Source organism: Salegentibacter holothuriorum (assembly GCF_900168045.1).
Taxonomy (GTDB): domain Bacteria; phylum Bacteroidota; class Bacteroidia; order Flavobacteriales; family Flavobacteriaceae; genus Salegentibacter; species Salegentibacter holothuriorum.
This window is the reverse complement of the sequence record NZ_FUYY01000011.1, coordinates 1-12,100: the sequence shown is the minus strand read 5'-3', so window position 1 is coordinate 12,100 and position 12,100 is coordinate 1. Positions and strand designations below refer to the sequence as shown.

Annotated in this window: 10 protein-coding genes and 1 rRNA gene; 5 read left to right on the top strand and 6 right to left on the bottom strand. The window is 36.0% G+C overall.

Annotated features, from left to right (window positions below):
• Positions 1–60 precede the first annotated feature (60 nt).
• Together der and era are read right to left on the bottom strand one after the other, a co-directional pair.
• Positions 61–1,368: a ribosome biogenesis GTPase Der gene (gene der, locus B5X51_RS15295; RefSeq protein ID WP_079722066.1), complete on the bottom strand. Its 1,308-nt coding sequence runs from the start codon at positions 1,366–1,368 to the stop codon at positions 61–63.
• A 370-nt stretch (positions 1,369–1,738) separates the two neighbouring features.
• Positions 1,739–2,620 (bottom strand): GTPase Era, encoded by an 882-nt coding sequence (gene era, locus B5X51_RS15290; RefSeq protein WP_079722065.1) that lies wholly within the window; start codon positions 2,618–2,620, stop codon positions 1,739–1,741.
• A gap of 353 nt (positions 2,621–2,973) precedes the next feature.
• Between era and B5X51_RS15285 the strand changes: the two genes are divergently transcribed.
• Complete coding sequence (locus tag B5X51_RS15285; protein WP_079722064.1) at positions 2,974–4,515, top strand: SulP family inorganic anion transporter; 1,542 nt, start codon at positions 2,974–2,976, stop codon at positions 4,513–4,515.
• Positions 4,516–4,550: 35 nt separating this feature from the next.
• Complete coding sequence (locus B5X51_RS15280; protein WP_079722063.1) at positions 4,551–5,981, top strand: nicotinate-nucleotide adenylyltransferase; 1,431 nt, start codon at positions 4,551–4,553, stop codon at positions 5,979–5,981.
• Between the two features lie 61 nt (positions 5,982–6,042).
• Here B5X51_RS15280 and B5X51_RS15275 read toward each other — a convergent pair whose 3' ends face one another.
• Together B5X51_RS15275 and B5X51_RS15270 are read right to left on the bottom strand one after the other, a co-directional pair.
• The gene (locus tag B5X51_RS15275; protein WP_079722092.1) at positions 6,043–7,989 is read right to left on the bottom strand and encodes a M1 family metallopeptidase; all 1,947 of its coding nucleotides are present in this window, start codon (positions 7,987–7,989) and stop codon (positions 6,043–6,045) included.
• A 90-nt stretch (positions 7,990–8,079) separates the two neighbouring features.
• On the bottom strand, positions 8,080–8,544 hold the full coding sequence (locus B5X51_RS15270) for an RNA methyltransferase (protein WP_079722062.1): 465 nt from the start codon (positions 8,542–8,544) through the stop codon (positions 8,080–8,082).
• Between the two features lie 115 nt (positions 8,545–8,659).
• On the opposite strand from B5X51_RS15270, the gene B5X51_RS15265 reads away from it, so the two are divergent.
• The gene (locus tag B5X51_RS15265) at positions 8,660–9,490 is read left to right on the top strand and encodes a universal stress protein (protein WP_079722061.1); all 831 of its coding nucleotides are present in this window, start codon (positions 8,660–8,662) and stop codon (positions 9,488–9,490) included.
• A gap of 138 nt (positions 9,491–9,628) precedes the next feature.
• On the opposite strand, the gene B5X51_RS15260 is transcribed toward B5X51_RS15265, so the two are convergent.
• Entirely contained in the window at positions 9,629–10,567 is a 939-nt protein-coding gene (locus B5X51_RS15260) for a DUF4382 domain-containing protein (protein WP_079722060.1), read from the bottom strand.
• A gap of 484 nt (positions 10,568–11,051) precedes the next feature.
• Between B5X51_RS15260 and B5X51_RS15255 the strand changes: the two genes are divergently transcribed.
• The gene (locus B5X51_RS15255) at positions 11,052–11,435 is read left to right on the top strand and encodes a hypothetical protein (RefSeq protein ID WP_079722059.1); all 384 of its coding nucleotides are present in this window, start codon (positions 11,052–11,054) and stop codon (positions 11,433–11,435) included.
• A gap of 75 nt (positions 11,436–11,510) precedes the next feature.
• The gene (locus B5X51_RS16065; protein ID WP_262506838.1) at positions 11,511–11,639 is read left to right on the top strand and encodes a hypothetical protein; all 129 of its coding nucleotides are present in this window, start codon (positions 11,511–11,513) and stop codon (positions 11,637–11,639) included.
• 120 nt (positions 11,640–11,759) lie between these two features.
• Here the strand turns inward: B5X51_RS16065 and rrf are convergent.
• Positions 11,760–11,868 (bottom strand): 5S ribosomal RNA (gene rrf, locus B5X51_RS15250).
• Positions 11,869–12,100 lie beyond the last annotated feature (232 nt).

The window sequence follows — 12,100 nt, the reverse complement described above, 5'->3', positions numbered from 1 at the left end:
TGTCTCGCAAACTATATTGATAGTTAGACTACTGATTTGTTCTAAAGTTTAACGAAGAAACTATTTTTTCCTGAAATACACTGAGATAGGCACACCATTAAGATCGAATTCTTTTCTCAACTTGTTCTCTATAAAACGTTTATAAGGATCTCTCACATATTGAGGAAGATTACAGAAAAACGCAAATTGCGGCTGCGGCGTTGGTAATTGGGTGCAAAATTTGATCTTTACATATTTCCCTTTATAAGCCGGCGGCGGAGTTTGCTCAATTATTGGAAGCATTATATCGTTAAGCTCGCGGGTTTTAATTTTCTTACTACGATTCTCAAAAACCTTTACAGCAGTTTCTATAGCTTTAAAAATACGCTGCTTGGTAAGAACCGACATAAAAACAATAGGCACATCTGTAAAAGGTTCTATTTCACGCCTAATCATTGCTTCAAACTCTTTCATGGTATTGGTTTCCTTATCTTCAACCAAATCCCATTTATTAACTAGAATCACGATTCCTTTTCGGTTTCTTTGTGCCAGCCAAAAAATATTCTGAACCTGACCGTCAAATCCGCGGGTAGCATCTAAAATCACCAAACATACATCACAGTTTTCAATGGCACGAACAGATCGCATTACCGAATAAAACTCAAGGTCTTCTTTAACCTTGGCTTTTCTACGAATCCCGGCAGTATCTACAAGATTAAATTCAAAACCAAATCTATTATACTTGGTATCCATAGCATCCCGGGTAGTTCCTGCTATATCTGTTACTATATAACGTTCTTCCCCAATTAATGCATTTATAAAAGAAGATTTTCCTGCGTTAGGGCGCCCTACTACAGCAAATCTTGGCAATTCTGTTTCTGCTTCATTCTCATTTACCGGTAAGGCTTCAATTAAAGCATCCAATAAATCTCCTGTACCACTACCGTTGGTACTGGCAATAGGAAAGTATTCTCCAAGACCTAGTGAATAAAACTCAACTGCATTTTCCAGTCTTTTATTATTATCTACCTTATTTACAGCTAAAAGAACAGGCTTATCAACTTTTCTAAGCAATTGTGCCACATCTTCATCCATTGGAGTAACACCGCTCTCAACGTCTACCATAAAAATTATAGCATCAGCTTCATCTATAGCGAGTTCAACCTGCTTATCTATTTCGGCTTCAAAAATATCGTCACTTCCTACAACATAACCACCGGTATCTATAAGAGAAAAATTACGCCCGTTCCAATCAGATTTTCCATAATGACGATCACGGGTTACCCCACTAACCGAATCTACAATCGCCTCACGGCGTTGAATCAATCTATTAAAAAAGGTAGATTTCCCTACATTTGGCCTTCCTACAATGGCTACAATATTGCCCATAATATTTATTCTTTAATACCTCATTGAGGTTTTATTCCCTGAATACATTCAGAAAATGTATATGATTCCTAAACTATAAGACTAATCAAAAAAGTATTCTAATCGTTATCCTGAATTTACTTCAGAGCCTGCCCCGAAATTTATTCGGGGATCTAATTTCTTAAAATTATAAAGATATTAGAAGCTAAAACGAGCTCAGCTTGACGATAACAAGACTTTTCTACCAGGCTTTTTTATTTGTTTGCAAAATTAGTGTAAAAATTCGGGTTTACCCGATACTTAGAAAACGGAAGTTTCCTAAACAGAAAATTGAAGTTTTTTTAAATTAAATTCCCTGTAAACAAGCTTTAAAATTCTAATTCATAAAAAGTTAGTCATTATATCCAAAACGCTTCAGCTGGCGTTGATCACTTCTCCAATTCTTATTCACCTTCACATAAAGTTCTAAATGAACTTGTTTCCCGAAGAATTTCTCAAGGTCTTTTCTGGCTTCTACCCCAACCCGCTTTAAAGCGGCACCTTTATGCCCAATGATAATTCCTTTCTGTGTTTCGCGCTCTACCATAATAACACTTCGCATTCTAATAATTTTATCTTCTTCAAAGAATTCTTGCGTATCGATCTCTACAGCGTATGGAATTTCCTTTTTGTAGTGCATTAAAATCTTTTCGCGAATAATTTCATTCACAAAGAAACGTTCAGGTTTATCGGTAAGCGTATCTTTTGGGTAAAAAGCAGGAGATTCAGGCAACAATTCGATAATTCGGTTAAAAACTTCGGCTACATTAAATCCCTCAAGTGCAGAAACCGGGAAAATTTCAGCATTAGGTACTTTCTCTGTCCACATTTGCACCTGACTTTCCAATTCTTCCTGGTTAGATTTATCAATTTTATTCAGCAGTAAAATAACAGGAATATCGGTAGCAATTATTTTATTAAAAAAGGCTTCATCCTTGAGTTCCTTTTCACCAATTTCTACCATATAGATCAAAACATCGGCATCTTCAAAAGCAGATTTAACAAAACCCATCATAGATTCTTGCAACTCGTACGCCGGTTTTATAATTCCCGGGGTATCGCTAAGAAGCATCTGAAAATCTTCACCATTTACAATTCCCAATATACGGTGGCGGGTGGTTTGAGCTTTAGAAGTTATAATAGAAAGCTTTTCACCTACAAAAGCATTCATAAGGGTAGATTTCCCTACGTTTGGGTTCCCTATAATATTTACAAATCCTGCTTTATGTGCCATTTTAATAATTTTTATGCTGCAAAGGTAAGACGATTAGGTAATAGTTATCTTCTTTTGGTTCAAATTATTTCTAAAAAGGTATTTCTCCCAATCCTCTATCAAAATTAATTATTAAATTGATAATCAAGCAGCTTCATATTCGCAAAGCACTAAAAATTATCACTTAAGTAGCCCTAAACTTTTCTATTAAAAATAATTGGCTAATTTTGCCGCCTCTTATGAAACAAGGAATAAACAAAAATTCGTCTCCACTTACTCCGCCCTAGGTAGTTAAGATTTTACATTTATTATATTCCAACATTATTTTCTGCGGAAAATATTCCGCTTCCAAAATTTATTAAAATTATATTCTGATGCAAAAAATCTTCAATCTGTTTGATTTTTCACAAAAAGTAAATTACAAAACCGAAGTTTTAGCGGGACTAACTGTAGCTTTAGCTTTAATTCCAGAAGCGGTTGCTTTTGCATTAATTGCTGAACTTTCACCTCTTACCGGTTTGTATGCCGCATTTGTTATGGGTTTAATAACTGCTATTTTAGGCGGCCGACCCGGTATGATCTCAGGAGCTACAGGAGCCGTGGCAGTAGTTATAGTTGCACTATCAATTTCCCACGGGCCAGAATATGTTTTTGCTACGGTAGTACTTGCCGGTTTAATACAAATTCTTGCAGGAGTTTTAAAACTTGGTAAGCTAATTAGGCTTGTACCTCATTCTGTAATTTTTGGTTTTGTGAACGGGCTGGCAATTATAATTTTCACCTCTCAGTTGGATCAATTTAAAGTGCGTAATGATAATGGTGTTTTAGAATGGATGACCGGTGCACCCTTGTATACTTATCTTGGTCTTGTTATTACTGCAATTCTAATTATTTGGCTTTTACCTAAATTAACTAAAGTTATACCTTCTTCTTTAGTTGCCATTTTAACCGTATTTGGTTTAGTTATAGGTTTTGGAATAGACACCAGAACGGTTGGCGATATCGCATCTATTAGTGGTGGTTTCCCTCCTTTTCATATTCCAATGGTTCCATTTAATCTGGACACCTTTATGCTTATTCTTCCCTATGCAGGAATTATGGCCGGAGTTGGATTAATTGAAAGTTTATTGACCTTAAATATTGTAGATGAAATTACCGAAACCCGTGGAAGCGGAAATAAAGAATGCGTAGCACAAGGAACTGCCAATATGCTTTCCGGTTTTTTCTCTGGTATGGGCGGATGCGCCATGCTTGGCCAAAGTTTAATTAACGTTTCTTCTGGTGCAAGAGCTAGACTTTCGGGAATTGTTGCCGCAATTATGCTTTTGGTTTTTATCATGTTTGGAGCAAATATTATAGAACAATTACCAATGGCTGCCCTAACGGGTGTTATGATAATGGTGGCCGTTGGAACTTTTGAGTGGGCTAGTTTAAAAACCTTTAGAAGAATGCCAAAATCTGATGTTTTGGTCATGGTTTTAGTAACTTTAGTAACCATAATTCTGCATAACCTGGCATTGGCCGTACTTGTGGGTGTAATTATCTCAGCTCTCGTATTTGCCTGGGATAACGCCAAACGTATTCGTGCCAGAAAACGCATAGATGAAGAAGGTATAAAGCATTATGAAATTTATGGACCACTTTTCTTTGGATCTGTTCAGGCGTTTAATGATAAATTTGATGTTTTAAAAGATCCAGAAGAAGTTATTATAGATTTTTCTGAAAGTCGTGTGGTAGATATGTCGGGAATTGAGGCATTAAATAAACTTACCGAAAGGTATCATAAACAAGGCAAGAAATTACACCTAAGACATTTAAGTGAAGATTGTAGGAGCCTATTAAGTAATGCAGATGCTATTATTGAAGTAAATATTCTGGAAGATCCTACCTATAAAGTTGCTGTAGATAAAGCTTAAGTTTCTTAACTTTATAGTCAACTAAAACACACACGATGTCTATAATTTCTGAAGGAGAAAAGGAGTTTAAAGAAATAACGTCCGTACAAAACAAGGCAATGCGCCTTAACCTTAATGAAAATATATACGGAACATTTGCTGAAATTGGTGCCGGGCAGGAAACTGTGCGTCATTTTTTTAGGGCGGGAAATGCTTCTGGTACTGTAGCAAAAACTTTAAGTGCTTACGACAAAGATTTTAGTGATGCTATTTACGGGATTGAGGATGATGGCCGCTACGTTACAGAACAGCGCTTAACCAGTATGATGCGCTATGAAACCGGACTTATAGAAGAACGTATTTCCCGACTAAAGCATCCAAACAAACTTTTTTTTAGCTACGCAAATACCGTAGCCACTATAGATTGGGCTAAAAAATACAAAGGGCACGGTTGGTTGGGAATTAGATTCCAAACCGCACCGGGAGAAGATTATAATGAGATTGTTCTACACGTTCAATTTCACGAAAACAATGCGGTTCACCAGCAAATTAGTTTAGGTATTATGGGGGTAAACCTCATTTACGGCGCATTTTACTATCATGACGATCCCAAAAACCTACTAAAACATCTATTTGATCACCTCTCTACCGACAAGATTGAAATTGACGCCATCAATTTTACAGGACCTGCTTTTAAAAACGTAGATAATCGTTTAATGAGCTTAGAACTGGTAAAAAATGGCATCACCGAAGCCATTATGTTCGCTCCAGATGGCAATAATGTATTACCAGCCAGTATTCTTTATAAAAGAAATATTTTAACGCTTCGCGGAAGTTTTAGACCGGTTACCAAAGTGAATATGGCGATGTACGAAAAATCGCTCAAGCTTTTTTTAAATGAAAGGAAGGTAGATGAAGATAAAACAGTGGTTATTTTTGAAATCACCCTTTCTAACCTTAAAGGGGAAGGGGAAATAGATGAACAGGACTTCTTGGATAGAGCAGATTTGTTGGGCTCTCTTGGACAAACGGTAATGCTTTCTAATTTTCAGGAATATTATAAGGTTGTAGAATATTTTGGGCAACACACCAAAGAACGTATGGGGCTTACTATGGGAGTTAGCACCCTACAGGATATTTTTGACGAAAGATATTATCGTCACCTAAGTGGCGGAATTTTGGAGGCATTTGGAAAATTATTCTTTAAAAGCCTTAAAATTTACCTTTACCCCCTAAAAAACGAGGAAACAGGCGAAATAACAACCAGTGAGAACTTAAAAGTTCATCCTAGAATGCAGGAGCTTTATCAATATTTTAAAGATAATGGCCGGGTGGTAGATATTAAAGATTATGACCCTGAAAGTTTAGATATTCATTCAAGACAGGTTCATGAAATGATTAGAGAAGGAAAAGGAGGCTGGGAATCTATGCTTCCGGAGAGCACCTCCAAAATGATTAAAGAGAAATCACTTTTTAAAGGGAAATAGAAAGAATAAAAAAAACCGTTTGAATGAACTTCAAACGGCTTTTTTCCTTTTTAGAATATTATTAATCCTGGTAAAAAGAATTAGGCCAGGAATCGTTGCCTGAGTTTACATCTGGTAGAATTTTATTAGGATCTAATTCTACGCTTTCAATAGATTTATCGGTACGATGTTGGTAGTTCCAGGAATCTCCTCGTTGCCATATCTCAACAGGAAGTGTAACTTCTTCTGATGAACCATCTCCATAAGTAATTTCCATTTTAACAGGCATTGGAATTTCTCCAGCGTTTGAAACAGAAATTATATAGTTCCCTTCATACTGTCTTACTCCTTCTATACCCAAATCTATATTACCGGTACCATAGAACCATTTGCTAAAAAACCAGGAAAGATTTTCTCCCGAAACATTCTCCATATGGTTAAAGAAGTCTGCCGGTTGCGGATGCTTATAGGCCCAGGTTTCAATATAAGACTTAAAGGCATTGTCAAAGCGCTCTTCGCCCAGAATATACTCTCTAAGTAATAATAAGCCAATGGCAGGCTTATAATAAGCTATCATTCCAAGATTTCTAAGATTAGAAACATCTGGGTAAGTATCTATACCTTCACGTTGCTCACTGGTAAACCAGCCCGTCATATTCCTGGTTTTATTTAATCTGGCAGGGTACTCCCCATCGTTAAAAGCTACTGTACTGTAATAATTAATGAAAGTATTAAAACCTTCATCCATCCAGGCATATCTTCTTTCGTTGCTTCCTACAATCATTGGAAACCAGTTATGTCCAAATTCGTGATCGGTCACTCCCCATAAAGAAGCACCTTCACTTTTCCAACTACAGAAATTTAATGCCGGGTATTCCATTCCCCCAATATCGGCAGCAACATTTATAGCCACGGGATAAGGATATTCAAACCATTTATTAGAATAGTGTTCCACAGAAGCTTTAGAATATTCAGTAGAACGACCCCAGGCACCTTGACCATCGCTCTCTATAGGATAAGCAGATTGCGCCATAGCTTTCTCTCCGCTAGGCAAATCTATTTTAGCCGCATCCCATATAAATGCTTTAGAAGAGCCAAAAGCTATATCACGAGTGTTCTCCATCTTAAAATGCCAGGTAAGCGTACCCTCCTGTTTTGCACGCAAAGACATATCGTTTACTTCTTCAGGCTTAATTAAATAAACAGTAGAATCGCTTTTAGAAGCTCTGTCCATTCTATCTCTTACCTTAGAGGATAATACTTGCTTTGGGTTTTGCAGTTCTCCTGATGCTACTACAATATGACTTGCAGGAGCAGTAATTTTATAGTCATAATCTCCATAATCTAAGTAGAACTCACCAGCACCTAGATATGGTTCTATATTCCAGCCTTCAACATCATCAAAGACTGCTGCTTTTGGAAACCATTGTGCTAAAGCGTAAATAGTACCATCTTTAACATCAAGTCTTCCCATACGATCCATACCATCTACCGGGATCTTATATTCAAAATTCATAGAAACCGTAGCCTCTCCACCATTGGCGGGAATGGGTTCATCAAAGAAAACCTGCATGCGGGTATCGGTTATTAAGTATTCGGAAGAAGAACTTCTCTTTACTTTAGCTTTCAGGTTAGAAATAGTATAACCTCCATCCATATCACCATTGTAGCGGTTCCCCTGAATTGGTGTGGTCAATGTTCCCCGGGAATCTTCGGTAAAACGGTTTTGCTCCAAATGCATCCATATAAAATCTAACTCTTGCGGACTATTATTAGTATAGGTTAGCTCAATATGCCCTTTTATAGTATGCTCTTCATCATTTAAGCTTACTTCAATTTTGTAATCAGTCTCATTTTGCCAATATTCCGGGCCCGGTTTACCTGAAGCTGCGCGGTACATGTTACCACTGCGATTCATAAATTCATTAAAATCTTTTTGGTTGTTCTCCACAACCTCCTGTGCTTTAGTACCGGTAGTAAACAAACCGGCAACCGCCAGGCCAAGCATAGCTCTGGATAAGTATCTCATTCCTTTAAATTTTTTTATAATTGCTGCTAATTTAACCAAACTGTTTAATAATCCCTGATAAATTGAAGCTTTAATATAATAGACCAGAAATCAGGTAGAAAATTTGGTTTTACTGCTACGGTCATACATTATAATACTCCCTGCAACTGAAACATTTAAACTTAAAGTTGATTGAAATTTCACCAGAAAATGAGATTTTTCAATAGCCTCTTTTGAAAGGCCATGATCTTCTGCACCCAGCAAATAAACACAACGTCTTGGATGCGTAAACGTCTCTAAAGGTTCGGCTTCATCAGTAAGCTCCACGCCAACCAACATAGCTCCTTTTGGTAAATGCACATAGAAATCTTCAAAGGTTTCATAATGAAAATACGGCATTGCACCTACCGCTTTATGGGTATCGCAAGCCTGCTTGGCATAACGGTTACCAATAGTATAAATAAAACTTGCTCCCATATTTTGGGCAGATCTCCAAAGCACGCCCAAATTCTCCGGAGTTTTTCCGTTTTGTATTCCAATTCCAAAAAAACCCTGTTCTAAATTATCTAATTTCATAAGTGCTTCAAAAATAATAGAATTAATCTTTCTGCGGAATTCCTCCTGAATTAAACCTGATATTTATCATTTTAAATTGTACCGATGGAGTTTAACTTTATAGAAAATAAGCGTCATGAAATATATACTCGTACCAACCGATTTCTCTGAATCTGCCAATAATGCTTCAGAATTTGCGATTCAAATGGCAAAAACTTTGCAGTTTCCTGTACGCTTTCTGCATAGTGTGCCCACTCCAGTAGACTGGGGCAAATTAAATCTACAGGATGAAAAAAAATACCCTGAAACTAAAGAAAGGATTAATAATACCACAGATCAATTAAAAAAATGGGAGAAAAAAGCGATTAAAAAAGGGGTTGAGGCCGACTATAGCTTAATTTTCAACACTGCTATGGACGAACTTGTAAATTTTGTTAAGCCAGAGAACTACGAATTAGTTGTTATGGGAACACATGGGGCCAAGGGTTTTGAAAAAATAATGGGGTCGAATACTCAAAAACTTATACGTCATTCAAAAGTGCCTGTTATAGCTATAAAACATAAATTCGATTTGGAAGATTTAAAGAAGATCCTAATTGCAACAGATCTAAAAAAAGAATCTCAAAAAGCGTTTAAGCACGTTTATAAAATCCTGGAAAAGTTAAAAACTGGATTAGAACTAGTTTATATAAACACCCCATATAATTTTAGAGAAACTGACCAAATAGATAATATAGCTATTGAATTCTTAGCCGAAATCGAAATTAAGGAATTAAAACTACAATGTTTAAATGCAAACAATGAAGCCAGGGGAATAGGTATGGCGCTCAATAAATTAAAACCCGATCTTTTTACAAGTATCACCCATCATCGTACAGGTTTTGATACCATCTTTAGCCCTAGTATTACTGAAGAAATAATTAATAACTATGCACTACCGGTTTTAAGTATAAATAGAGAAGTTTAAATAATAGTTATTTAGACTTCTCTATTACCTGAATTTATAAGAAAAATAGTGCGAAATATTTTCGGTTGAAATTCTTCAAATAAAAAATCGGGGCGTATATACCCCGATTAAGTATTCAATGATCTTTAATTAACTCTTTTATAAATCTAATATCCCTTTAAAAGTAATTTCAAGGTTTACTGTAGTATTAGCTTCTACAGAAACTCCATTGAGGTCAAGTCCCCCAATAGCTTCAGCATTAACCAAACCAGAAAACTCTAGTTTCCCATCCTGATCATCGTCTGAGTAAGAAGCAAAATACATCTCGTAGTCACCTTCTTCAAGAAAATGAATTTCAAAATCACCATTAGATTCTGAAACAACCGAACTACTAACGGCATTATTAAACCTTACACCCTGGTCACCTTCTTTCTCTGAGTCGTTGAATTCACCTTTCTTATATGCATATGCAATTACTGACTCAGCATTAGCATCAGAAGTATTTTCAACATTACCTTTAAGTATCCCGGCATTAGAAGTATTTACCGCCCTTAAGCTGTTTTGAAGTTTACCACCAGATACAAAAGTATACTGATCACCCTCTTGTTTAATACTTTTCCTAAGGTCAAAATCAAGCACTATATCGTTTTTTGTACCTTCTATGATCTCAACCTGGTCGTTAAGTTGAATCTGAGTAGCACCCGAAAGTTCTTGCTTTGTACCACCTTTAGTAACTAAATAGTTACCTGGAGCATTATTGTTATCGTCAGAATCTGCCAATACAAGTTCTATACTGGAAGTTGTTCCGGCATCAAGATTCAATTTCCCTAACATTTCTGTATTCCCTTTAGTTAAGCTACTAATTTCGATTGTAGATTTCTGGAAACCTTCAATAGCTTTCCCGTTTAATTTAACTTCTGATACCGTTATAAAAACAGCTTTAACATTAGCTTGATCTACGGGTGAGTCGGTAATATAAACTGAAGTTTCTTCACCAGCACTGTTATCTGATTTATCAATACTATCATCTTCTGAACAAGAAGCAAATAATACAACACCTAATAGTAAAGCTAATTTGTTTAAATTCTTTTTTAACATAGTTTAATCATTTTATTTAATAATTCAATTTGAAGCGGTAGTTAATCCCTTTTTTGGCTACCAAATTTCCCAGATAATAACGCACGAAACGTCCCAAAATTTCTTAATTTTTTATTAAAAGAAAGAAGTAGACTATAACATCCTGATCAAACAGACTTTGGCGAAAAAGAACTATTCTCTATCTTTTAAAATAATGTGTAGACTAATGAGACAATTGTTAAAATATTCTACAACAATTGTAGGAAATTGTAGAATAATAATACCTATTAAAGTTACAGCCAATATCTTGATCTATTTCCACCAGGAGCATCCAGGATTGGTTATTATTTATAGCCCTAGAATAATCCAAGGAAAAATTAATAAATACATATACCATATTAGATCATTGATCTACCACTACATCTCAAGGATCAAAAATACCTAGTTAGCCCCATATTTTGCATCCTATTGATTCTATAAATTAGATAGTATAAAACACAGCGTTATGAAATTATTAAAATCAAATTTAAGTCCGCAAACAATTGCAACACATATTTGTATGTTTGCCCTAATGGTATACATTTTAAATTCCTGTGAGGAAAAGAAGGAAAAAAACATAGAAAAAGATTTTATTGCACAAACACCTAAAGCGAAAAAGTTCAGCAAAAAGGAATATGAAGACCGTGGTAAATATCTTGTAGAGATAATCGGTTGTCATGATTGCCATTCTCCTAAGAAAATAGGAGCAAAAGGCCCTGAAGCAATTTCAGAATTAGCCTTTTCAGGATACCAGGCAAACAAGAATTTACCAGAACTTAATAAAGAAACTTTAGAGAAGGGCTGGATGTTAATGAATTCAGACTTGACAGCCTTTATAGGTCCCTGGTGAGTTTCTTATGCCGCTAATCTAACCCCGCACGATACTGGATTAGGTTCCTGGAATTTTAACCAATTTAAAAGAGCCATGGTTGAAGGAAAGTATAAAGGCCAGGAAAATGGGCGTACCCTTTTACCACCTATGCCCTGGCAAAACTTTAAAAATATAAAAGAAGAAGACTTAAGAGCGATGTATATGTATTTTAAAACATTTTGAACCAATTCTTAATGCTTTTATAAGCTCCATATTTCCGATACTGAGTTTAACGATCTCAATTTATTTACTTTCCAGGCAAAAAAAAAAGACCCTTACAACTTAATGTAAGGGTCTTTAAAAAAAAGGCGGTGACATACTCTCCCACAAATAGCAGTACCATCTGCGCTAACGGGCTTAACTTCTCTGTTCGGAATGGGAAGAGGTGAGCCCCGTTGCCATAACCACCTTAAATCTTTAGTATGAAGTTTACAGTCTATAAGTTCGCAGTTATTACCGCTTACTCTTTTACTTACAACTACCTACTCTAATAAGTTGACATATTTAAGAAACAAAAAATAACGATACACTGCGGTAAGCATTCAAGCTCCCGTTATCCCTTGCGGGATAACAGGAATCGCATCAAGCTTTACGGATTATTAGTACCACTCGGCTATGACATTGCTGCCTTTACACCTATGGCC

Bases quoted from the DNA above. Each gene is read 5' to 3' on its own strand.
- B5X51_RS15280 (WP_079722063.1), top strand. From the start codon at position 4,551: ATGTCTATAATTTCTGAAGGAGAAAAGGAGTTTAAAGAAATAACGTCC.
- B5X51_RS15285 (WP_079722064.1), top strand. From the start codon at position 2,974: ATGCAAAAAATCTTCAATCTGTTTGATTTTTCACAAAAAGTAAATTAC.
- B5X51_RS16065 (WP_262506838.1), top strand. From the start codon at position 11,511: ATGGTTGAAGGAAAGTATAAAGGCCAGGAAAATGGGCGTACCCTTTTA.
- B5X51_RS15265 (WP_079722061.1), top strand. From the start codon at position 8,660: ATGAAATATATACTCGTACCAACCGATTTCTCTGAATCTGCCAATAAT.
- B5X51_RS15270 (WP_079722062.1), bottom strand. From the start codon at position 8,544: ATGAAATTAGATAATTTAGAACAGGGTTTTTTTGGAATTGGAATACAA.
- B5X51_RS15255 (WP_079722059.1), top strand. From the start codon at position 11,052: ATGAAATTATTAAAATCAAATTTAAGTCCGCAAACAATTGCAACACAT.
- der (WP_079722066.1), bottom strand. From the start codon at position 1,368: ATGGGCAATATTGTAGCCATTGTAGGAAGGCCAAATGTAGGGAAATCT.
- era (WP_079722065.1), bottom strand. From the start codon at position 2,620: ATGGCACATAAAGCAGGATTTGTAAATATTATAGGGAACCCAAACGTA.
- B5X51_RS15260 (WP_079722060.1), bottom strand. From the start codon at position 10,567: ATGTTAAAAAAGAATTTAAACAAATTAGCTTTACTATTAGGTGTTGTA.
- B5X51_RS15275 (WP_079722092.1), bottom strand. From the start codon at position 7,989: ATGAGATACTTATCCAGAGCTATGCTTGGCCTGGCGGTTGCCGGTTTG.